The organism is Pseudomonas fluorescens (assembly GCF_900215245.1).
Lineage (GTDB): Bacteria > Pseudomonadota > Gammaproteobacteria > Pseudomonadales > Pseudomonadaceae > Aquipseudomonas > Aquipseudomonas fluorescens.
The window spans coordinates 2,124,424-2,148,028 of the sequence record NZ_LT907842.1 but is presented as its reverse complement, the minus strand read 5'-3'; the positions used below and the strand labels follow the sequence as shown (position 1 = coordinate 2,148,028).

The window sequence follows — 23,605 nt, the reverse complement described above, 5'->3', positions numbered from 1 at the left end:
CAAGTCTCGCACGGCTTCGCTCATCCACAAGATGCTGCGCGTTATCCACAACCGGACGCGCGGTTACCTGCCCGCAGGGTAAGGGTTTCGCCGGAGCGTATGCTGTTATCCCCAGCAAACGTAGCGCGCGCGATCCTGATGAGATTGGAATATTCGGATGAAACCGCAAGACAGATTTGCCCTCATTATGAGTCGCCAAAGCCGGTTCGAATGGGGCGGTGAATACATACCGTCCACGCTGGCTGTTCCCCGCGAGGCGCCAAAGGGATCTCGAATCAGTAGGCTGCGCAGTCGAAAGCTGAAACGCACACTTCATCTACTTTCTGGACCCGAGAAGGTATTTACGCAATTAGCCCTTTATCACCCTGATCTGTTTGAGCTCCACGAGCAGAAAATGCTCTGGCCAGTTAATTCAGGCCATCCACTTCGAGGACATCCCCTGACGAAAGGGACCTTCCCGCCCTCTCTGCGCGGCACTGTTGATGTCGCGAGGGAGATTGGTTTTAAGCATTTTGAAATCGTAGTGGAGGATGCGAGCGGGAACAGGCACAAAATGCCGTTCCCCTACCAAGGGGACCTGCTGCTGTACCTTCTCAACAGTCGAGGGGAACCCTTCGCCGTAAACTGGACTGTCAAAGACCAGGCTCTAGCTTTTCGTGAACGCCGAAGCATGTCGCCCAAGACACCTGTCCAGCAGAGGAAAGACCGTGAGCATGCAGAACTAAGGGGCGAGTTAGAGCGGCGCTACTATGCAAGCGCCGGAATCCGAACCGTTGAAGTTTCTCGCGATCTTGTATCACCTACGATCCAAGCGAATCTGGATCTCTTGTTTGGCATGCACGATCTTGATTTCTCGCTTGGGGCAGCTCTGCTGGAAGACTTCAGTGGTGCAGTGACTGATGCCATAAAAATTGGAAAACCAGTGGCTTATGTGGCGATTGAACATAGCGCTAGATGGGGCTTCCGCGATCAGTTCATTGCCAAGATTTACCAGGATATTTGGGATAGAAAGCTCCTGGTCGACTTCAACGAACCTATCCTGATCGATCGCCCGCTCATCACGGGTGGCTGCGATCTACTTCAAGCTTTTGGCTCGTTTTTCGAAGAGGCGGCGCCATGAGAGCAGGTTCACGGATCATCGCCCCAGAGGGGTTTCTCAGCCTCGTACAGGGCATTGTCTACCACTTCCTCGTGAGCGATGGCCGGCGAAACCGGGTTCGTCTGGTCGAGTTCAAGGATGATGGGAAAAGCATCAGTACTCATCTGATTCAACTGAGCCAGATTGACTTTGAGGGCGCGGTTGAGAATGGATGGTTGGCGGAGGATGGCTTGGCCGATTCAACTCCCCCTTGGCTGATACCCATCGAAGGTGTGGCCATCGAGCATCTGGAAAACCGTCGGGCCTCATCGAAACAGAGTTATGAGCAGAAGGTGAATAAGCGTTTTGCTGCAATCTCGAGCCTGGTCGCTCGCCGGGATGAAATTTTTTCGAGCGCTGATCCTGACGCTCTCATCAACGCTCACGCTAAAGCACTGCGCCCCCATCAGAACGCTGCAAGGATGAGGCTTTGGTTCTACTCCTATGTAGTGTTCGGCCAGACCAAATGGTCCCTGTTGCCACCTTTTCACCGAATCGGGGCATGGAGTCGAGAAGGACCTGGTCGAACGAAGAAGCTTGGCCGCCCCTCTCGCAAGGGGAAAAGACATGGCTATCGTTGTGATGCAGCCATGCAACAACTGATATTGGAAGGCTTTCTGACTTATAAGTCTCCCCACAAGACACAAAACAAGATTTACAGCGAAATCCTGAAAGGGGTTTTTGGTTGTGTTTCAGCCAAACAGAGCAGTAAGACAGTAGAGTTTAGACATCCGCAAAGTAAGCCTTTCCCTTCCTTCGCCCAGTTCAAGTATTGGGTATCCAAAATGATCAGCGCGAAAGAGCGTCGTATTGCTTTAAGAGGAAAGAATGGTGCTCGTGCTCAATCAGGCTCTGAAGGAAGCTTTGCCGACAATCTCATCAACGTTAATCAGCGCCTTGAATTTGATGGTTACAATATATCCGAGAAGCTTTCTGGTTTGACTGAAGGTAGCGCAGTAGATAGCTTCTGTGTTGTCCGAGCTGTCTGTGCGCTGTCGGGGATGGTGCTAGGGATTGGCTTTTCGGAAGGCCGAGAAAATATGGCGGCCTATCGCATGGCGATCTATTCCATGGCGTGTGACAAGGTCAAATTCTGCGAGCAGTATGGTGTGGAGATCAGCGCGGAAGAATGGCCTAGTATCGGCCTATCAGGTGGGATGGTGCTGGATAGAGGCCCCGCTGCTGGCTACGAGGTAGAGCCAGAGATTCACTGGTTGAAGTCGGTAGAGGTGACACCTGTCTATGCTGGCCAATCTAAGGCCACTGTTGAGTCCTCTCACCCGAGGCATAAACACACACTCGAGCAGCCGACCTTTTTTCATAGCAGGTTGGATTTTGTCCAGATGGTCAAGCGGGAGATCGCACAGGTTCTGAAAGACAATCATAGCTCTGACGCGATGCAACGTATGGACGAAGAAATGATTCTGGCCGGCATTAAACCCACACCACTTGAAATCTACAGCTACTGGAGCATGCGTGGTCGAGACTCTTCGATCGGCGTTCCTTTCGACACGGCTGTTAGGCAGTTTCTTGATGTGCGCCCAGCCTCGATAAGAAAAGATGGCGTCTATTTCTACGGACGTAAATATAGATCGCGTGCTCTGCAAGAAACGGGAGTGTTTGATTTGGTAGCTCGGCAAGGGGTTATCAACACTTCAGCATATGTACTGGTCATGTGTGTTCGCCACATATGGATCGAAGTCAAAGGGCTTTTGTATGAGTTAGATTTTATGAGATCGGTGCGTACGTCGCAGGGCACCATCGATATCTCACTTCGCCAACTGCAGGAAATTCATCAGTTGCGCCTAGACGCCGCTGCTGATCTTCGAGAAGAACGGCCTGCCCATGATCAACATTTCGAAGACAGATTCAAACGGAATACTGGTGAGGATTGGGACGCTGGTGAGCGGAAGATAGGGCGGCCTTCCAAAGGGGGCGCTGCACTGCGTGATAGTGCCGATTACAACCGTTTCAGAGGTGCAACGAAATGAACAGAACCATCGAATCTCGTTTCGACGGTTATATGGACATTGAAATCATCCGTAGACGAGTTGTCGTGCGACCCGAGCCCGTATCAGATTTGGAGACGTTTCACCCTTCGATTGGCGCTCAACTCCTCGCTGAGAGGCTGATGGAGATATACATCCCCAACGAATTTTCTCTCAACTTTATTCATGAAATGATCGGTTTGGCGTATCTGCACAACCTCAAAGTTTTCAGCAGCGAGGCTGGGTACGCGGCCAGAATCTTCACACCTCCAGAGGTGGAGGTTTCACCAATCTGCCTTACAGGCCTGGCGGGCGTAGGTAAGAGCCAGACGATTGCTGCTCTGTGGAGGGCTCTCCCTCCACCGGTGGCATTCACTTGTGACCTATACCAGGGCACTGTCGAGCTGATCTCACTGTGGTACGCGAGTGCTCGCGGCAAAGCGGGTGGTAAGCAACTTCTCTTGGATTTCGTTCATGGTAGTGGTCACGACGGTCGTGGTGGCAATCTGAAGAAATTGCTCGTGGACTGCCGTCGGCTAGCCAACCGGGACGGCGTCACGCTGGTCGTTCTAGATGAAACCCAGCACATCAACACCGGTGAAGGTGCGTCTAAAGTGACCGACATCCTGCTGACGATGGCAGTCATCGGACCCCCTATGATCTTTGTGTCCAATTACAGCCTGGTGCACAAGCTGCTCCGTCGTAACAGCGAGGATAAGCAGAGACTGCTTTCCGAGCCACGGATCATGCTGCCCGATGATCCTAAGAGCCAGGATTGGGCTGACTATGTGGACGAGTGCGTGAGGGTTAGTGGGAGCCGTGTCAAAGTCGGCAATGATGAATTTGCGGCGGAGCTTTACCGTTCCACCTTTGGTATCAAGCGACTCGTTGTACAGTTGCTAAAGCTTGCTTACATTGAATGTCGTGCCGCCGGCAGGAGCCGGATTGAGGTCGATGACTTGCACACGGCCTACCGGTCTAGTGCGTACACCAGTAACGCGAGAGATGTCGAAGACCTGCAGTTGGAGGCTATCAGCAGAGGATCCAGCAAGCGCTTGGACCTGCGTTGCCCATTCGACTTACCCGCTGAGTACAAGTCGAACGTAGTGAACTTCACCCGGGCAGATCGCGACCAGCGTGTTCAGGTAAGGGTTTTTAATTCGTCGGCTACTGAGGCGGAGCGCTCAGGGTTGAAGCATATCGCCTTGCCAGAAGAGAAATTCCCAGCCAAATCCACCCGACGCGTGCCTGTCCCAAAGGCGACCGACGAGGACTTAATACGATCCTTCCGTCAGTACATGGAGTCACCGTCATCCAGTCCCAAAAAGCCTAAATAGATGACCTGATCACCGGTGTCGGTCAGTGACTTTCACGGAAAAAGTCATCTTTTGCGGCCAGCCCGAAATCGTCTCCCGGCCTTTTAGGGTCAGTCTCAAACATGTGCGCTGTTCGTCTCTCCTGCTTGAGGTAAGCGAGGGTAGCTAAAAAACAGTTTTCGCAGAGATGCACCTCATAGCGTTCACCGTCGTGCAAGGCACCATAGCCCCAATGCGCATGGAGACTCCCATACTCCAAGTTGCCGCTTCCTAGACGGGTAGAGCAATCGCATACGTCACAACGCACGTCGGTCACAGCTTCGACTTCTACAAGACCAGTGATTTTCATCCCATCCAAGCCTCGGTTAACACATATCTCAAGTTTAGAGGCTCAAAGCCTGGCCGCTTTGCCATCGGTCAGTTCTTACAGAACCGCCCAGTCGTAGTAGCCTGAGGGGCTGTAGAGGGTTAGATTTACAGTTGACGAGGATTTCATCAAATGGGTATGCAACGAGCTGCCGAAGCTTTACGCACCTCTAAAAGGGTTGTTTTCTTCACTGGTGCAGGTATTTCAGCAGACAGCGGAATACCGACGTTCCGCGACAAGCTCACCGGGCTTTGGGAGAAGCAAGACCCACGCCGTCTGGAAACAGCTGATGCTTTCCGTGAAAATCCTGCTCTCGTATGGGGCTGGTATCTCTGGCGGCGGCGCCAGGTTAGCCAAGCGGAACCCAATTCAGCCCACAGTTCCATTACTCGGCTGGCTAAAGCCGGCTGGGACATCTCGGTTGTCACTCAAAATATCGATGACTTACACGAGCGAGCAGGCTCAAAGGGCGTGGTCCACCTTCACGGCAGTTTAATGAGCGTGAAATGCTTTGCTTGTCATCGCCCGGTTGAATTGACTCTTGAGAAGCTGCAGATCGCTGATGAAGGGAATCTAATCAAGCCTCCCCGATGCACCCGCTGTAACGGTAGACTTCAACCGGGGGTGGTGTGGTTCAAGGAGAACTTGCCTGAGGATGCTTGGCGATCGGCCGTGAGGCTTGTGAGAAACTGTGAGTTGCTAATTTCAGTTGGCACCTCCGGTGTGGTCATGCCCGCTGCAGATATTCCAGACATGGCCCTAGCAGCGGGAGCCACGGTGATTCATGTCAATCTTGAGGACGTGGGGTCATGCGGAGCGAATGAGATTATGCTGCTGGGGAGCGCAGGAGAAGTGTTGCAGACCTTGCTCCGATCGGTAGGCATCGAATGATGCTCGGACGAGAATATCGATAGGTTGCATTCGCACAAACGCAATAGGCTTCCAGGCTGCTGACTCAGGCCTCCGAGCCAATGATTTACCGAGGAATGTATTTCCCGTTTGTCTGTTGTCTTAGGTGATCTATATAGCTTTGCAGAGCATCTATCACGGCATGCTTTGCCGCTGGAGCGCTTCGACCAAATGAGATTCCGATGGATGTGTCGACATCCGCTCGATTGCGAACTCTCTCCGATACAGTAGGAAAATCACCATCGCTTGCTAGCCACAACAAAGCCTCTTCAAGGCATAACATCCTCGCCCACAACCCATCGATCAGCGGTATACCATCCACCTTCGATAGCGCAATGAACGCTCTTTTGTCGCCACTGACCAGGGACGAATCCGAGCGCTCACCGAGCGCCGCAAACAGCGTAGCCTCGCCGCTGTCGATATCAGGACGATTCAGTTCAAGCAGCGGGTTGGCACCCGTGGCAGAGACTTCAACTTCTTGAGCTGACGAAACTAGCCGCCTTGCTAGATCCACAGCATTCGCCGTACCCAGTTTTTCCAGTGCCTTGGCGTCATTGGTAAGCCACAATTGAAACTTCAGTTGAGGAAGCACTGCCACATCTGTCATGGCGCACCCTAGCAATACGATCAGCTCTTCAATCAGCTCGTACTGGCAAAGCTTGCGGGCGGCATCGCTATCGAGCAGGTACAAATGCAATCATCCTTGAAAGCCCTGCATCGTCAGCAAGTGCTGTGCACTTTCATTACTGATTGAGTCAAGATCCACGTTGGCGATGAATTTTTCCTTCACCAATGCGACAGCATCGACGCGCTGTTCGATGAAGTTCAGTGCCTGGTTTGCCCTCATCCAGTCATCATGCAGTTTTGCGTAGGATAAAATGAGATGGCCCTGATCGATGCCAGTATTTTTGCCTAAAGCAATCGCCTGAGCTGCTAGAGCAACTGCAGAGGACGCTCGAGAAAACTGATTCACCACATCCATATTGCCGTTGCGGATCATCAAGAGGGCGAGATCGTCTGCTTCGCTTTCTTGTGCATCACGCTGAGATTGAGCGCGCCCTTCCAGACCAACGACGACCTGCGTGATTTCCTCATCGATCAGTGCGCCGTTGTCCCCCACATGTCCACACACGATGTGGGCAAGCTCGTGAGCAAGGACAAAAAGTTGTTTGGTATGCTGCGCGTAGTCGTACCCCAGCAAGATGGCTGGACGGCCACCAACAATAGCGGCCATCCCCGCCATACGCTTGGTCTTTTTGGGCAAATCTTTGAGGAATAATACGGGTATGCCGTGAGCCCAGCAGAGATTGAGTAATCCCTCAAACCCCATGTTGGCGCTGCCGCACGTGTCGCGAGCCATGGCATAGATGGCCCGAGGATCACGAGGTAGCTCAATATACTGATTCCGCGTCGCCCGGACGGCAATGCGCGCTAATGCAATACCAAGCGCTGCGGAGACGTTGAGCTCGTCAGCGGAGGTGTCTGATCGATGCTTGAAGCTTGCCTGAGGTGCCTGGGTGTTTATTGCTAATTGGCCGTCTTGACCAAAGAAGATGTCCAACCCTAAGCGTTGCTTCAAAATGAGGGCGAACTGGAGAGCACCGGCGCTGGTTTTCAGCAGGCTATTGTCCCACCACTCGGGCAGCATCCGGTCCACGAAGGACTTGGGGAAGCCGGCAGCCTGCAGGCTTCCGTAAGCGGATTTAACGGTTATGAGAGCTTTTGCGTCTTGCATATGCAACCTCCTCTAACGCGCCTCCGAAGTGCTATCTTCCCACGGTAGCGCGGTCATGCGCAAAAAGTAGATCAGCCAGACGCTTTGCGTGGTCTTTGCTTCAGCCCTCTGATCTCGCTGATTGCATCCATCAACACGATGCAACCGCAGGAATCTGGTACAACTGCTATTGGCAACCCTAGGTCCAGATCTGCATATTTACGTAGAGACTGAAGTGTTCTACTCAATCGCTCGGGCTCACAAAAGAGATTTCGATACACCTAAGACTGGTTGATCCGATTGACCTTTGCGATGGATGCTCGGGTTTCCAGGCCCGTCTCAGAAATAGGTCCGCAGTTCTGAAGTAATCTGGCGGGTAGGGCTATGTAAATTTACGCACCAAATATGGCGTGATTGCAGAGGCTTTCGTAAACGGGCTCGACACATTGTCGGAAGCTCGACGCAGCAAGGCATCAAATAGGGCATCATTGCGCGTTTTCTAAGGATTAGGTATGCGCGAAACCGAAATCAAGCTGGCTCTCACCGATCACCTTTCCCGGGCGGCATCTGTGCCTCTGCATTTTCTCGAAGAGGTGGAAATCAACGGCGGTGAGATTCGGGCTGACCTCGTTCAGGTTTCGGACATGCATTGCTATGAGATCAAGAGCGAAGGCGACTCTCTTAAACGTCTCATCGGACAAGGGTCGCGCTACGGCAGGGCGTTCGACCAAGTGACTCTGGTCACGGCCGAATGTCACTTGGTTAAGGCGATGCCGATGCTCCCACTATGGTGGGGCGTTATCGTCGTTCCCAAAGAATCGGGGCGCGCTCTGCGCCAGGTTCGGAAAGCCAAGCAGAACAAGACCCATGAGCCAGAGGTTCTAGTCACTTTGCTTAAGCGCGAAGAGGCGCTCAGGATTCTTGCCGAGGAAGGCATCACGCGAGGCTTTAAGAGTAAAAGCCTCTACGTGATTCAGGCCAAGGTCGCTGAGCTGGTGCCAATCAAGCGACTCCGAGAGAGGGTAAAGCAGGCGATGGTCGAAAGAGCTGCCGGATTTACCGATACTGCTCTTTGAGCACATACGCGATGTGGTGACTCCAGGCTTCCGTGATGTGGTAATGGCCACACTTCTTCAGCTTAAGCGCAACATTCGGATCCGCGCGTTGCTCAAGTAGGTCATCTCCGAACGAATACCCTTTGCCTTTGAAATCGGGATAGTTGTTCACCAAGATCTGGGAGAGAGCCACAGAGTCAGGAGCAGTCTTTCCTGCGGCACGCAGAATCAGCCAGTTGTCATCTCGCGTATAGCGAATCGCAATACTGTTGCTCCGCCGCTCCAAAATCTGCTCGGACCATTCCGGTGACAGCGTGCCGTAATCTCCGTATCCGATCTTGAGCGCAGGCACGCTGGCGGAGAGCGCCTCCCAAAACTTCCAGTCGTTTCGATCGAATTTCCCGGATCCCGTTTTTACGGATGCGAGGCTTGCGGGGAAGGCGCCGGAAATCAAATGGACGCTGGAATACCCAATCCCGGACAACAATTGCACGGTCACCCCGAAAGCCTGGACGTCAGCAGGAGCCCAGCCCTTAGGGCTGACCCCGAGATCAACAAATAGCTCAGCGTTACTCCCTGCCGCCTTGAGGATCGCCAAGCTACCGGTCACCAGTTGAAACAACTGCGGGTTCAACTGAAAAGAACTCAGGCGAATACGAATGGCTACCGATGGTAAAGCGGCCGTGGCCTGCAGAAACGGAGCCCCTAGACCTGCGAGGTACGCTGGACTGATAACCGGGGACACCGGCAGCTGCGTAGCTGCAGCAACTTGGAGAAAGGCCATCAGCTCAGCTTGACGCGGAGCAGTCAGATCGCCACTAGGATTGGAGTAATCCACGTACGTTTCATGCGGCCAGATTGTATGTAGGTTCTTCACGAGATTCGTGTGCTGATCGCTCGTACGGACCTCGATGCACGGCTTCACCCGCGGCAACAAGGCCGCATCGATCTTATTAAGCGCGAGTTGCTCGTATTTTTGCCATTTGATAACCGGGATGTATCGAGGGTGATTCGAGTATTGGCCCATTACGCCTCCTTGGCAGACATGTCGGAAGTAGGTGGCCAGTTGCCACCAAAATCCATCCTACTCCGATTGGATCCCGATAATGACAATTTCATTGTGCAGTCTAAATCGTAAGTGATTTCTAGATACTTCCAGTCCTGACTTTGGCGCTCGGGATGTGTCTAGGAAGTCAGTGGCGATTCAGTCTGTGAGAGTTCAAAGGCCTTCTCCCCGCTCTGAAAAGATAAAAGGGGTGCTAGACTCCTTGCGACGTCTAGTCCCCCCTAACCTTGCACCACCACAGCCCTGACCAGTCAAGACTCGACCCTCAGCTGGTCCAGGGCTTTATTTTTGAGGGCGCCGAGGTGGGTGGATTGGCACTCGGCGCCCGCGACTCTTCTCCTTAGTAACTGCATTTTCGGCCTCCTCTAGGTTGTATCGATCAGCTAAGCGTTGCACCACCACATCCCTGACCAGTCAGATTCGACCCTCAGTTAGTCCAGGACTTTATTTTTGAGGGCGCCGAGGTGGGTGATTAGCACTTAGCGCCCCGTTCTCTCCTACGCATTAGCATTCGTCCTCCTGGTCCGCTTTGGTTTGGTTGGTGGAGCGGGTGCCGGCTCGTCCAATACGGAGGGGCTCGATGCCTGCTTAGCAACTTCAGCAGCCACCCTTTCCGCTTCTTTGAGCGCAGCCCAATAGGCATGGAGCGCTTCTATGTCGCCATAGGCACCGATCTCAGGAAGTCGCTCGATGAAGCGGCTATAAAGGCCATCCTGAACCTTGCCGTGGCCGCGCATCCACTCGACCGCAGCGTTAGGATTAGTGAGCATCACGTAATGAAATTCACCGGATGCGCCAGGCTTGGTCATGATGAAGTTTAGCTCCCGGAGCTTCTTCATCCGGCGACGCCAGGTGTCCACGGCCCGTTCCCCGAGAAACCCGGCTTCAGCCGCAAACGTGCTGGGGTTCTCGATCGTTATGACCGGATGATCGGGCATACGCGCCCATAGGCAAAACAGCACGTGCCCGGCAGGCTGCCCCTTCGAGTCGGCGTCAATAATCTGCATGGCAATGGGCAGGGTTCGTGGAATCGTGCTAAAGCCGTCGTGGGTTTTTCGCGTCCATTTCAACGCATCGGGAATGTTGGGAAAGTGGACCAGCATCAGTTGCTGGGCACGTTCCGCCATCGTTAAGCGGCGTTTTACTGACTGTTTTGCGTTGGCCATTGTGCAGCCCTTATCTGTTTTCTGTTGAGTCCAGTTTCAGGGCATCTGTTGACGATGGCAAACCGTCATTACACGCTCATATCGCGCATTTCTATGCACGTGAATGAACGTTACAGACCACTCAAATTCCTGATATGAGGCTAGTTCAGATAATCGAATTGCGCGATATCGCGCATAAAATATTTATAACTTTATGAATTTCATGATTTTATTTTTTATTTTCGGTGCTCAGTTGTGCTGGGCGTACTCAGTGTGCTCGCCGTGCTGCTGGGTGTAGGGTGTGGGAAGAGGGGCATGCGAGGTGGGGGTAGCATCCTTTTTTTGCGCCTTAGGGCACGATCGCCTTCATCTATATCGGACCTTGGAAGTCGTAGAGAGGAAGCCCTATTGCGCACTTCAGCTCATATAGGCTCTTATCCGCACAACACGGATGGAGACTTTCATGTACCTCGCTGAGCTGACTATTAAGAATTTCCGCAAGCTACGTGACGCCAAGCTGAAATTTCAGCCTGGATTGAATGTGCTGGTAGGTCCAAACAATGTTGGCAAAAGCGCTGTAGTGGATGCGCTTCGGACCCTTCTCGCCGGTCATGACGAACCGTATCCCCGCCTTGATATCGCCGACCGGCACCGTCCGCTTGAGGGCGAGCCGGGTGGTGACATTTCCTTCCATTTTGTCTTTCGTGATTTAAGCCACGATGATGAAGCGGACTTTATCGCTGCGCTCAAGCCCGCTGCTGATGAGACCATGGACGCCCATATCCACGTCCGATATACCGACGCAGATCAGACAGGACGCTTCAGGGTCAAGCGTTGGTGTGGCGATCATCAAGATGTGGCGCTTACCTCAGACATGATGGAAAACCTTAGGGGCGTTTATCTCCAACCCCTACGAGATGCCGCTCAGGGACTTCGACCCAGCCGCAACAGCCAGCTGGCACACCTGCTTCACTTGCTCACGGATGAACCTGGCCGTGACGCGATTAACCAAGCATTGAAGGAACTGGACGAAAAGCTCCAACAGACCGAAGCGATCCAGAACACCCATACCGCGATTTCGTCCCGACACGGCCTGATGATGGGCGATCAATTGGCACAGACACTCGCTGTTGGGCTTAGCGCGACGGACTTTCAACGTTTATCTGCTCGGCTCTCCCTCACGGCTCAAGCAATGGACATTGAGCAGAATGGCCTGGGTTTCAACAACCTGATTTTCATGGCGGTAGTGCTAAGCGAGCTGGCCAAGAATCCGGACGCCGCGTATCGCAGCTTGATTGTTGAAGAGCCGGAAGCCCATTTGCATCCTCAGCTGCAGCGCGTGTTGTTGCGCTACCTCGCAGGCGTGCCAACGAGCGAAGGTGAAAAGGCGGTGCAGTTGTTCGTCACTAGTCACTCCCCTAATTTTGCCAGCAACTCCAAGCTCGAATCCCTGGTGTGTTTGGTTGAGAACGACGATGCCGGCGTAGAGACCTTCTTCCCGCGCGACATCAAGTTCGGTAAGGGCAAACGCGAAAAGCTGGAGCGCTATCTGGACGTAACCCGAGCCGAACTTTTTTTTGCTCGCCGGGTAATATTTGTGGAAGGCGCCGCCGAGCTCATGCTCGTCGATGCTCTGGCAACGCTCATGGGGCTGGACCTGCGAGAGTTCGGGGTTAGCCTGATCAGTGTCGAAGGACTCAATTTCGATTCTTTCCTACCCTTGTTCGGTGAAAACGGACTTCGGATCCCGGTTGCCGTCGTAACCGACGCCGATCCTTTCGAGGAGGAAGAGGCCAACGAGCTTGCGGAAGGAGCGCTGGATGCAGGCGACATCGAAGACATTCTCGCCGAGGCTGCGTATCTCGAAGAAACGGATGCCCCTGTCGTCGATGGTCCTGACGCGGATGATCCGTTAGCTGAGCCTGCCAAGAAAAAGAAGAAGCTAAAACGGAAAGAAGTCTATCCGTCGCTGGGAGATGAAGTGAGGCTATCGAGCAACACCGTCAAGATGAAGGAGTCGGAAGACGCTTTCGTCAAAGTGTTCCACGGTTTGAAAACGCTGGAATACGACCTTGCATTGCTTGAGGCGAACCGCGACTCGATGCTCAAGGCCTTGGCTGACCCTCATCCGATCATTTCGGCAGCGCTACGCAAGATCGTCGATGCTCAGCCAGACAACACTGCGAAGGCAAAGGCGCTGTTTTGTGGCATGTTCGAGCGTAAAGCGAGTAGCGGTAATCTGCAAAAGGGGCGGTTTGCCCAGGCTTTGGCTGAACAGATTGCCAGCACGCCAAAGTGCGAAGTACCTGACTATCTCCGCAAAGCGATTGAGCATGTCTGTCAGGGAGCGATCAAGCCATGAAGCTCTCCGATGAGCAGAAGGAAATAATCAATGCGCCTCTTGGACCTATCGCTGTTACAGCCTGCGCCGGTAGCGGCAAGACGTCCACAGCGATCAGGCGGCTGATTGCCGTCCGGCAAAAAATGGAAAATAGTCGGGGGCGGGTTGTACTTTTGTCGTTCTCGAATGTTGCGGTCAATACCTTCAACAAAGGCTACGCCCAGCTCGCTTCAGACCTTCCAGATGATGCCAACCGCAAACGCGTGGAAGTGGACACGCTAGACGGCTTCTTCACCCAGCATGTGCTGCGTCCCCACGCTTACCGAACAATGTCCTCAGACCAAGCTGCGTACCTTGTATCCGGTACCGAGCCGTTTCTAGCAAACTTTAAATACTGGCCTGAGGAAGGACGTCCGACCCACATCAAGGACGTCAAAGTGGGGCTGGAGCATGGGAACTTCTACTTCTTTACCGGTACCCTCGATGATTTGGTGAAGCTCGATGCCGCTAAGGCGTTAGATGCGATCAGGCGCCTGGGCCGCATTGGGGCCTACACGCACGAGCTTGGCCGGTATTGGGTGTACCGTACGTTGATCGGGCAACCAGCAGTCTTGCGAGCGCTTGCCGCCCGCTACCCGCAGATTTTGGTCGATGAGTCCCAGGATCTGGGCACCTTGCATCAGGCTATTTTGGAATTGCTCATCAAGGCTGGAGTTCAAGTCTCGCTCATCGGTGACGTAAACCAGGGCATTTACGGCTTCGCAGGAGCTGACGGTTCATTCCTGAGCACCTATTACAATCGTGCGGGGGTGAACGACTACAAGCTCTCGCGCAATTATCGTTCACTGCCTCCAATCATCAGCATCGCTAATTCACTCTGTGGCCGCGAGGATGAGGCCGATCGGGAGCCTGAAAACGGGGGGGCGTACTTCGTCGGATACAAGGACTCCGAGCTTCCTAAGCTTTTTGAATCGTTCAAAGCGCAAATTGATGACTTGGGCATGCAATATCAAGATGCGGTGATCCTCAGCCGGGGGACTGACCGGGAGGCAGTGCTATCCGGCAAAGCTGCTCCCCCAGGTCAAGGTACGGTCGCTCTTTTCACCAAAGCAGCATTGCTCCGAGACCAGCAAGGCCGCTATCAAGATTGCTTCAAGCTTGTGTGCCGAGCGGTGGAGGGTTTGATGGAGAAGCCACCTCATGGCCTCAGCACTCACCTTCAGGGTGCCCCGCAGGATGCATGGATGTTTGGGCTTAGACGACTGCTTTGGGGTTTCATCCGCGACGCTGAGGCCGGGCTACCTTCATCTACGCTTTTGGCTAAAACCGAGTGGCATCCCCAATTACTGACCAATATCAAAAAGCTTCTCTCGACCACCGAAGGGCAATTTGGGTTGAAGGCTGCAGGCAAGCTGGGCAACAAGCTGGCTAAAACCGGGTTGTTGGATCTTCCCCTAACTGGTGCGGTAGAGGAGAAGGATCGGGCCCCCGGGATTAGAGTGGAAACCATCCACCAGGTGAAGGGCGAGTCTATCGGTGCGGTTCTGTACGTAACCAAAAAGCCGAACGTTGACGCCTTGCTTGCCGGCACCCTTACCGAGGAAGGTCGCATCGGCTATGTCGCGGTGACCAGAGCGCGGAACCTGTTCTGGCTGGCCGTGCCACATACTTGCTTGAAAGCACTTCGCCCGAATCTGATTGCCGCTGGTTTTGAAGAGTTTCCGGCCCGCAAGTAGCCAGGATCAAACGGCATTGCTCAGATGGGCATCAAGGCACGCTTGCAGGTTCAGGGAATGTATGGAAAGGGCTGAAAAGTGAAAGACATGTAAATGGCCCCTGGTTTGCTGGGCATACCTCGAGTTTAGCTTTTTCACCAACGTATCTAGTTTTTGATAGCAGATGGCCCGTCCTGCTAGCTACGATGACTCTCAGTTATCTGGATTGGGGGGCCGTATGGAGCAAACCGAAATTGAGCCGCTTTTGGCGACGGTATACGCGGTTCTCCGCGCGGAGGGTGCTGATGAGGCTGCGGAGGTAGTCCGCGGTCATCCTGCGAATGCGGAACTGACGGGCAACGACAACTGGAATGGTGGAACCAACTATTGGGAGATCCACTTCATCATTCCTGCTTTGGAGTACGCCAAGCTCGGGGTCAAACGGGTCCCGCTCCAGGAAAGGATCACAACCGCGCTAAGGACGGTAACTGAGCACGAGCAAAGCGACGCGTACTCGGCGCTGATCGTGCCTGCACGTGAGTATCAGGTGGATTGGCGTTCCGGGAAGTCTTCCAACCTACCGAAATCGGTGCGGCAAAACATCACGGATGGGCTACGTCTAGAGAACGTAAAGTGGTATGGGGAGCTCAATGATGTTGAGTTTCTGAGTCGCCTGTATGAGCTCGAAACCCTCCCTTCCACGGACAATCGCTACAAAGACGCCGTCGGCGACATTTGGCAACATCGCTACAACAACGATGACTGGGAGGATGACTGGGTCTTCAGCGACTCCCGATTCAACCTCTTCGATGGGAGCGCTGAGGCATTTCTCCGGTTTCTCTGCGAAACGGTGCACCCCGTAGTTCGCCCCCAACGAGAAGAAGCGATTAAGCTCGTTGAGCATTTCAACGATCAACTTCAGAACGCCGGCTGGGAGTTGTACCAGGAGCAGCAAATCGCCGGCCGCCCGCGCTTTTCCTACCGGTTGATAAGCAGCGCTTCGACAGAAGCGAACGCAACCAGGTCGGTCATGCGAGCGAGAGTTGTTGTCGAGGCGCTGAGCGCCGGATGGATGGCGAAGCAAATTGAACGTCTGGAATATGCAGTCGATTCGGACCCCGAATTGGCGATCGGGACAGCCAAAGAACTGGTGGAAAGCTGCTGCAAGTCCATTCTCACGAAACGAGAAATTCCGTTCACCAAGGCCGATGACCTAGGCAATCTGACAAAGAAGGTTACCAAAGCATTGCAGTTGGTTCCCGACGAAGTCAGTGAAGCAGCTAAGGGCGCTGAAAACATCAAGAATATCCTCCGCAACCTCACTCAGTTGACCAGCAATCTCACGCAGTTGAGAGGTTTGTACGGTACCGGACATGGCAAGGACGGCCAACATCGCGGGCTGCAGCCCAGGCATGCTCGGCTTGCGGTTGCCGCAGCAGTGGCATTTATCGATTTCGTGTCGGAAACGCATCGATACCGAGAAGCTTCCGAGCCGGAGAGGTGAAGAGCTTGGCAGAGCAGTCGTTTGATGGGCCCGAAGGGCATTAGCCCTGATCTGCTTGCTTCCAGCCAGACGCTTCCAGATACCCATCAACGGACAGCGAGCTGACGCCCGCTGTGGCCGAGGAAAAACTTAACGCGGTGTCCGAGATTAGTTGACCAATACATCCGGCCTACACGTGAGTGGGTGAGTACGCACTACGCCAGGAAGAAGTGAAAAGCGGCACGACTTTGTGCCGCTTAGCAGGGGCTTACCAATCCAATAGCTCGTCTTTGTTTTGCACCCAGGCCTCAAGGTGACGTCGCAGCGTTGTGAGCGGGAGTTCGTAACCGGGGAAGTCGGCTGGATTGATTGACTCGCACCGTGCGATGGCGATGTCTAGTCCGACGAATGTTTCAATCGTATCTCTGCTGAACATGTACTGCACTTTGCCCACTCGATCGCCGAGTACGTGGCTGGTCCCAGAGCTCATCAGGTTTGAGGCCATGATCGTGAATTTCTGATCTGTACCGATCGAACCCTGTAACCACCTTCGTGGCTCATCAACCGATCCGGAGTAGTTCTTCCATCGATAAAGCAGTGCTGCGAGGTCTGGCTCTAACAACAGGGCGTTATTGTCTGCTGCTCGACTCCGAACCAACTGCAACCAGATAGCCTTCATCGCGTCGACCGTCGGTACATCAAGCATAGGCTTGAAGTCAGCCTTGTCTTTATGATCTGCAGGGTCACTGAGATGAACGAGGATCGCGGCCACGGACAAAGCTTTGGTCTCCCGAAAAGCTTCGACTGCCAGGCTACCGCGCTTGTCCTCGGGGATGGCCTTCAAAAACCATGATGTCGTCCTCCATGCGCGAACCCATGGCGAGCTAAATGGATCACCGTCATCGCCAGCGAATTTTTGTGCGATGGTAAATAGTCCTGGAAGCAGCACTGCAGCATTCTCGACCGGCAGCCGATTGACCGATTCGTCGAGCCTCGCCACGAGCGCAGGGAGCAGCCCGTCTTTCTCGATTGCCGCGATCGAAGCGGCCAGTTGCTCTTCCGTCAGCGCTGCATTGATGAACTGAGTGAAGCGGCGTTCTGAAATTTCACCGAGTGCGGTCTGCAGTTCGAAATACCGCGGGAAAAATCGAGAACTGCACACTTGCTTCGCTTCAGCCCATTGCTGTTGAAAACCATGGTCGTAACGAGGGCCGCCCATTGCCCACTCGACCTGAGGGAACAGCAGCTTTAAGGTTTCCTTGGCCAGCTCGCGGCGTTCCTCCGTCACGGTGTTGAGTAGATCTTTAATGGCTGCTTCCTCTATCGGCCTTTTGCCGTCTCCCAGGTGCCGACCGCCCTGCAGCAGCAGAGATTTTTCCAGAAAAATCGTTTCGTGCAGATCCGGCTCGAAAACCCGAAGTGTTTCCAAAACTAGGAAATCCACGATATTCACTTCGAGCAAATCACCAGACGCATGCAGCGGTAAATGGACCGCCACGGAGGAGACCAACCGATGGGCATCCCGCATGTTACGAAGCCGTGGTTGAATGGAGCCAATTAATGCATTGCCCCAGCGGGTCTGATCAAAACCGTTTTTCTCTGTGGCGTAGGAGTTCGCCAATTGAGACAAATTTTCAGTGAAAATCCTATGCACCATATGTGTTGGCACCATGGGAAGATCGAAGCTCGCTTGGACGATTTTCTCAAGAAAGGCTCGACCATCCCCGTCTGCTACTGGGTTCAGTGCGCTCTCCACGATGCTCGGCTGGAACAGCAAAACGAAAACGATGTTGGGGAGGTTCGCATTGGCTTTAACCTGACGAAGCAGCACTCGAATCTGGTCCGGTTCGAGCCGATCTATGTCGTCGACAAAGACGATTAGCGGCCGTTTCAATTCGCGGAGGCGCTCCTCTAGGGCTTTGCGGACTTGATCGAGTGATTCGTTACTACGGTCCCGTCCTAGGTGACTTAACCAGCGACCGAGTAGTGATATGGCAATAGCTATCCCAGCCAGAACACCAGCGACCGTCGCTGCCGAGGGCAAGTCGAAGCCGATGGAGGAGGCAATGGAAATCAAAGACGCATTCGTGAGTATCGTCGTAATCTTTTGTTGCGAACCTCCAGCCTGCTTGAGCGGTGCACTTCCGCCTGACAGTATCGCGCCGTATTTCCGAAGGGTCGCGGCTCGCTTCAGCGCTTCCTGGGAGTTATCGCCGCCCAGTCTGTCCGCGATCTGGCCGAAAAGTGCTCGGCTGATAGCGTTTCCGTCACCCCACTGCCACGGGTTGAAATCCAGCCAATTGGAGTGCTTGTCTCTGGCCTCAAGCTGTTCAATGACAAGGTGCTTTAGGGACGATTTGCCAAAGCCCCAGCCACCGCGGATCGCAAAAACCCGCCCTTCACGAGGGCTAAGCTCCGACAGCACGTCCGCGATGCGAGATGCATAACCTACTCTGCGCAGACGGTCTTCGCCCTGAGTACGGATAGGAGCCTCTGTACCTATTTCCATCGGCGGTGGTGCTAGAGGGACTACGCTCGGTATCCCTCGTAGGTTGGCAAGCCAATGCTTCACGACGTTCCACAGGTCTTTCAAATCCCTGAGCTCCAATCCAGTTCCTTAACCTTTCAATGCACAGCAATCTACAGCGGGACCTCCAGCACATGAACAGCAGGAGTCACACCGCTGATGCTGGGTGCCAGGATTCTTGGTGTGTGAGCCCGGTTGCCGGAAATTAGGAAATCTTTCGCCATCAACACAGGGAGTGTAATGGGCATGAACGTCCCTATGCACGACCTGAAAGCCCCTCGGCCAGGGCCATCTTATCGATTTGGCAGAGTAAACCAGCTAACTCGATAAGTAGCCACCCGGGACGGCCCGCTTAAGGTTCTCGGCGCAGGTAGCCGAAAGGCGATCGAAGGGTGTTTGAAATGCCGCCACGACAAGCACTGACCACTGAGAACCGCTCATCATCAATATGTTCGGTGAGAGCTGCAAGCGTCTGGTGAACACTCCTCATTCCAAGCTAGCATGAAATCGTATGGTCCCACCCTGGCTCAACCTCCCCCCTCCCTGCTGCTGCTCAGCTCCTCGATTTGACAGCCTCTCCGATGCGTACGACTGACGGTGGTTGCCTTCCCGTTCACTAATCGGCTAGTTTTAGCTTCAGGTTCACTACCTTAGCTGCTACGAGCTAGTCCGTGGGATGAGTTATCCGCATTACCCTTGAAGCTTGGAACTCCATTGTTCTCGGCAGTGTAATTCGTAGCCTGACCGGTCATAAATTATTCAATGGAGCAAGCATCATGCAATTTTCGACGCAATCCGCGTTCGACGCGTACGCACGCGGCATTCACTTCGCTGCACGTAAAGTTATGCAAATCAGCCGCTCAAAGCTCAATGAGGCTTTGGCGCACGGACTCGGCTTCCGCACTTACGCCTCCCTGTGTGCATCGCTTGAGAGTGGTCCCGTGGAACCGGCCAATGGGTTCGACCAGGCTGCCTTCCAAACCAGTGTGGCCCGGCTTGAAAGCTGGTCGAAGGTCCCTGTCCTCGCGGTCCTCGCCGAAGGGCACACATTTTACATCGAGATTGAGAAGTGGCCTCACGGCCTTGGTCAACGCAATAACGACCATTACTCAGATGTCTCCTACCACGTCGTTATGAATGTCTCGAAGGGTGACGGCGCTAAGGCTGAAGCTGGTCAGCCTTTCACTTTGCCCGTGTTTGGTCAAAGCGTTGCGGAGGAACGTTTCCGTGTCGATTCGGGCTACAGCTACCGTGTTACTGACGGGCTCTATGTAAGCCGCTTCCGCAAGGGTTCCCAAACGATGCGCTCCAGCCTGAAAGACGGGCGGTGGGGCGGGGAGGCATTTATTTATGGCTTTGCGGAGCAGCAAGACGATTCGCCTACGCTGGAGACGATCAAATCCGACTTGGTCAGGGCTATTCTCCCCACAACCTCCGGTCGAGTGATTTGTGGGGTCTATCACCCTGATCGCTATGATCCGAATGCACGTCGTATCGAGATAACGTTAGACTCCCGGGTTCTCGATTTCCTCAATGGCGAGCCGCTTGTTTTCAAAATCCCGGTGCTGGAAAAGCGTTTCTTTGTGATGGACGACAAACGCAGTAACACCGAAGGTATTGGTGTAATTGTTAACGGTTTCTGGGGGGCTGCTGTTAACTCCAACGGTGTTGAAGAAGTGGAAAACCCCACGTCGCTTGCCGAGGTTCAGGTCCTGATGCAGATTGCTGTTGAAAAGAGCTTGTCTGAGCTTGGCTACAACCGCAAACAGGCCTAGAGAGGTGAGGGTGCCCGTGGCGGTCTACGGGCACCCTCATTGACAGCTATCGAGCGAGCAATTCATGCGTGCCGATAGGATCAAGCTCATGATCGCTGCCGTTCGTTATTTGCTCCTCAAAGCTGCTTCAACGTCACGCAGACGTTTCAGATCGAGCAACGGATTGCCATACAGAAAACTGGGGGCTGTCACATCCCCCTTTCTGTCCGGCTTGGAGTGCTCGTGATCAGGGAAAAATGGTAGATCCCGATGATCAGGTGCTGAGTCTGCGCGATAAACTTCTTTGTTAACGCCCGGCTTGAACAACATGTAGGCGTAATCCATCAACGTGTTCAGTCGGAGTAACCAGTGCCACCCATCAGGCAGGTGGATGATCAACACCCATCCACGTCTTCGCTTCGTCGCCTCACCCACGCTTCCACCAAGATCCTCAGCGACCAATGTATGCAGCAAACTGATCAACTCGTCCGGAATTGCCTCTGCTCGCATAAGGTCTGGCAGATTTAACGACATCGAGAACATCGTCTCAAGAAACCGTAGCACGCTGGGTTGCTCGCGTGCTGCCTCCATGTGTGTGGGGCAGAGAGGGACTTGAACCAATACGCCATGATCACTTCCCAAACCTATCGTGGTACGTGCGCTTCCCTCTGCGGGCCTTGAGCAGGCCAGACATGTTCCCACTCCAGAAAGAATCAGCGAGCGAGACACTGAGGTATTCTCGAAACGGCCCTCAGCCAAGTCGGTCGGTTCCTGAGTGGTGCGATCCATCCAGTCGTACCATGCCTTATAAACACTGATGGTCGCCGGTGTGTTTAACGCGCTGTACAGAATGCCTTCCGTTGGAACCGTTACCCAATGAATGCTTTCCCTGTCAGTAACCGAGGGGGGCTTCCCCCCATCCCAGCGATACGTTCGAATACAGCCACAGTGAGCTGTCTGAGGGAACACAAGCACAGCCTCCGGGATGTCACGTATCCAGTACCTCGTCGGGGCGACTTGAACCAGCTTTTGCCAGATCGACGGATCACGTGTCACGTTCTCTCGCACGTAAGGAAAACGCCTTGGAGCAAAGTCAAAATTTTTGAACGCGAGGGATGCCACGAATAGGTCCAAGGTCTCGGCATCGATTGAGATGTCCCCCAATTCATAAACCAGCGAGTCGACATTAAACAGTCGCCAATGATCGTTGTCCGACATTGAAAGCTCCTTCTATTAGCACTGCCTTGGGCGCTTCCTGCCGTGATGGACATGCGGCCGCTCCCTTTCTTTGACATCACGTCGCAAGCTGGAACACCTGATGCAGCATCATTGGCAATTTTAGGCCGCGACGTAATTGTATCGGATCATATCGAGGCCGTTGTTGACGCTTCGGCCTTGAGCTCGCATATACCTCACGCTCTTAGGGTGCTGTCTAGCATAGTGCTTTCATATTTTCGAATGGACTAAAGTCAGGGCGAGGGTTTAGATACATAGGTTGCGAGACAAATTAAGCTGGGCTCGACCCGATTTGCCTCCTTATCGGTTTAATCCGGCCCGGGACAATTGGATATCTGGGCAGATAGAAGTTTCATGATTTTTGCGGCAGAGTTGATCGCCTGTACGGGCGTTACATGCTCAGCCAACAGGATCCGGCGCATTTGCGAGGAAGCAAACTTCTCCAACCCAGGGAAGCTTTTGCTCAAGTGAAGCCGCAGAGCGTTCTCACTGACCTTGTCCACATCGAATTCGTTTTTATCCCAGACCAGCCTTACGTTGTATTTGGGTGCCGATGGCTTAGACACCTTGGCCACCCGGTAGATAGTGACGTAGACCGGCCAGCCTTCATCGCGCATTAGCCCCGTCGTTTCCGGCGGTGTTATTGAGATCCATTGAATACCTTGATCAACCAGCTCGGTTGAGAGCGTCGGGATGGCCTTGAGCAACAGGGGCGTTAGGCTGGCCACGCCCCTTACGCTCAGTAGCTTGTCGCATACTTGGCGATGCTGGACGACGAACAGGGTCAACTCGCCCAGATGCCCCTGGACGGTGGCGGGTATCCACTGATTCAGCGGCTTACCTTTCGACGAGCGCATTGCATTGACCACAGTCTGATGAGTCAGGACCAGATCCGCTGCAAGGTCCGAGATTTTTTCGCTGGTCGGGCTTTGCCATCGGGTCACGCTTTGGCAATAGGCAATCAGCAACTGCGCGGAGTTGTTACCCCGACTCAGTTGGAATCGCGCCCTGCTAGCGGAGGCTTCCAGCCATCGATAGTCGAGAAGCACCCAGCGCTTGCCCAACTCCAGCAATTGCCTTTCCTTGTAGCTCTCAAGGTCCTGATCGAGCACGATGAAAGCCAAGTCGTAGTCGGCAAACACTCTACGATTGCTGATTTGACCCTTGACAGCACGTACATATTTTTCTAGCTGCTGCACTGTCAGCGATGCCTTCACCTTGTTTTCAATCGCGACCAGAATCTTGTTCGCCGGGTCGACCAGAAACAGATCCAGCCTACCATTGGCGGTGCCTTCGTCTACTTTGATACTGAACTCGCGGGTGACGAATGCCGCACCGAAGCTGCTGGTGCGAATTTTCCCCGGCGTCCACTTCGCAAAAAACTTACGGTTGTCATACGTGCATCCATCGCTGGCGGCGTGGGCTGCCTCCAAAAAGTCCTTGATAACCCAGTCGCCTTGGGAATGGCCTTCATGGGGGTTCATGCACCAAGCAAGCACTTCAGAGTTCTGGTTCTCGAGAAGTGTCGTCACCGCAAAAACGTCGTCGACGGTTTTGTTGAGCTCCATCAGCTCCAATAGCTTGGGGTCCCTCAAGAATGCATAAAATTCCGCCGGTTCCACGTTTACCTCCATGTTGGTAAAATGCTAATCACAAATTCCTGGGGGGCAATTCAAAGACCAGTAGATCCGTTCCATAGCCCAGGCTGTTAACGCCAACGCTGAATTGACCCACCCTCAAGTCAACACAAATCCAGTAAAAGTAGTGGTTCTCGAGGATTCTGCCCGGGGCAGTGATATCTCGGCAACTGGGTCAATTCGGCGCCGGCGCCAACAACGTCAATCCGCTGGA

Annotated in this window: 16 protein-coding genes; 9 read left to right on the top strand and 7 right to left on the bottom strand. The window is 53.7% G+C overall.

The genetic code is table 11. The annotated features are described in order from the left end of the window. Positions 1-157 precede the first annotated feature (157 nt). From CPH89_RS10055 to CPH89_RS10035, 4 genes are all read left to right on the top strand, one after another. On the top strand, positions 158-1,120 hold the full coding sequence (locus CPH89_RS10055; protein WP_053258787.1) for a PDDEXK family nuclease: 963 nt from the start codon (positions 158-160) through the stop codon (positions 1,118-1,120). Further along, positions 1,117-3,129, top strand: coding sequence for a TnsB C-terminal domain-containing protein (locus CPH89_RS30570; RefSeq protein WP_053258786.1), 2,013 nt, complete (start codon positions 1,117-1,119; stop codon positions 3,127-3,129). The genes CPH89_RS10055 and CPH89_RS30570 overlap by 4 nt, the downstream gene beginning before the upstream one ends. Then, on the top strand, positions 3,126-4,463 hold the full coding sequence (locus CPH89_RS10045; RefSeq protein WP_053258785.1) for an AAA family ATPase: 1,338 nt from the start codon (positions 3,126-3,128) through the stop codon (positions 4,461-4,463). The genes CPH89_RS30570 and CPH89_RS10045 overlap by 4 nt, the downstream gene beginning before the upstream one ends. 484 nt (positions 4,464-4,947) lie before the next feature. Next, positions 4,948-5,700 carry an SIR2 family NAD-dependent protein deacylase gene (locus CPH89_RS10035; protein ID WP_053258821.1) on the top strand — a complete coding sequence of 251 codons (753 nt, stop codon included), beginning with the start codon at positions 4,948-4,950 and terminating at the stop codon, positions 5,698-5,700. 85 nt (positions 5,701-5,785) lie between these two features. Here CPH89_RS10035 and CPH89_RS10030 read toward each other — a convergent pair whose 3' ends face one another. Continuing rightward, positions 5,786-6,409, bottom strand: coding sequence for a hypothetical protein (locus CPH89_RS10030; protein ID WP_053258783.1), 624 nt, complete (start codon positions 6,407-6,409; stop codon positions 5,786-5,788). 6 nt (positions 6,410-6,415) lie between these two features. Beyond that, on the bottom strand, positions 6,416-7,453 hold the full coding sequence (locus CPH89_RS10025) for a phage exclusion protein Lit family protein (protein WP_053258782.1): 1,038 nt from the start codon (positions 7,451-7,453) through the stop codon (positions 6,416-6,418). A 491-nt stretch (positions 7,454-7,944) separates the two neighbouring features. On the opposite strand from CPH89_RS10025, the gene CPH89_RS10020 reads away from it, so the two are divergent. Further along, the gene (locus CPH89_RS10020; RefSeq protein WP_053258781.1) at positions 7,945-8,508 is read left to right on the top strand and encodes a sce7726 family protein; all 564 of its coding nucleotides are present in this window, start codon (positions 7,945-7,947) and stop codon (positions 8,506-8,508) included. Here CPH89_RS10020 and CPH89_RS10015 read toward each other — a convergent pair. After that, positions 8,489-9,514 (bottom strand): beta family protein, encoded by a 1,026-nt coding sequence (locus tag CPH89_RS10015; RefSeq protein ID WP_053258780.1) that lies wholly within the window; start codon positions 9,512-9,514, stop codon positions 8,489-8,491. The two genes, CPH89_RS10020 and CPH89_RS10015, sit on opposite strands and share 20 nt — an antisense overlap. Positions 9,515-10,050: 536 nt before the next feature. After that, a complete protein-coding gene (locus tag CPH89_RS10010) occupies positions 10,051-10,719 on the bottom strand; it encodes a hypothetical protein (RefSeq protein ID WP_053258779.1) in 669 nt (222 codons plus the stop codon). Positions 10,720-11,161: 442 nt separating this feature from the next. Here CPH89_RS10010 and CPH89_RS10005 point away from each other — a divergent pair, with 442 nt between their 5' ends. The 3 genes from CPH89_RS10005 (at position 11,162) to CPH89_RS09995 (ending at position 16,258) form a co-directional block, all read left to right on the top strand. Beyond that, positions 11,162-13,060: an ATP-dependent nuclease gene (locus tag CPH89_RS10005; RefSeq protein ID WP_053258778.1), complete on the top strand. Its 1,899-nt coding sequence runs from the start codon at positions 11,162-11,164 to the stop codon at positions 13,058-13,060. After that, entirely contained in the window at positions 13,057-14,775 is a 1,719-nt protein-coding gene (locus CPH89_RS10000) for a UvrD-helicase domain-containing protein (protein WP_053258777.1), read from the top strand. The genes CPH89_RS10005 and CPH89_RS10000 overlap by 4 nt, the downstream gene beginning before the upstream one ends. 217 nt (positions 14,776-14,992) lie before the next feature. Continuing rightward, entirely contained in the window at positions 14,993-16,258 is a 1,266-nt protein-coding gene (locus tag CPH89_RS09995; RefSeq protein WP_053258776.1) for an abortive infection family protein, read from the top strand. A gap of 247 nt (positions 16,259-16,505) precedes the next feature. Here the strand turns inward: CPH89_RS09995 and CPH89_RS09990 are convergent, their stop codons facing one another. Then, the gene (locus tag CPH89_RS09990; RefSeq protein WP_197705435.1) at positions 16,506-18,830 is read right to left on the bottom strand and encodes a KAP family P-loop NTPase fold protein; all 2,325 of its coding nucleotides are present in this window, start codon (positions 18,828-18,830) and stop codon (positions 16,506-16,508) included. A gap of 710 nt (positions 18,831-19,540) precedes the next feature. Between CPH89_RS09990 and CPH89_RS09985 the strand changes: the two genes are divergently transcribed. Next, positions 19,541-20,539 carry a hypothetical protein gene (locus tag CPH89_RS09985; protein WP_053258775.1) on the top strand — a complete coding sequence of 333 codons (999 nt, stop codon included), beginning with the start codon at positions 19,541-19,543 and terminating at the stop codon, positions 20,537-20,539. 105 nt (positions 20,540-20,644) lie between these two features. Here the strand turns inward: CPH89_RS09985 and CPH89_RS09980 are convergent, their stop codons facing one another. Together CPH89_RS09980 and CPH89_RS09975 are read right to left on the bottom strand one after the other, a co-directional pair. Beyond that, positions 20,645-21,736 carry a hypothetical protein gene (locus CPH89_RS09980; RefSeq protein WP_053258774.1) on the bottom strand — a complete coding sequence of 364 codons (1,092 nt, stop codon included), beginning with the start codon at positions 21,734-21,736 and terminating at the stop codon, positions 20,645-20,647. Positions 21,737-22,062: 326 nt separating this feature from the next. Next, positions 22,063-23,376 carry a PDDEXK-like family protein gene (locus CPH89_RS09975; protein ID WP_053258819.1) on the bottom strand — a complete coding sequence of 438 codons (1,314 nt, stop codon included), beginning with the start codon at positions 23,374-23,376 and terminating at the stop codon, positions 22,063-22,065. Between the last annotated feature and the right edge of the window lie 229 nt (positions 23,377-23,605).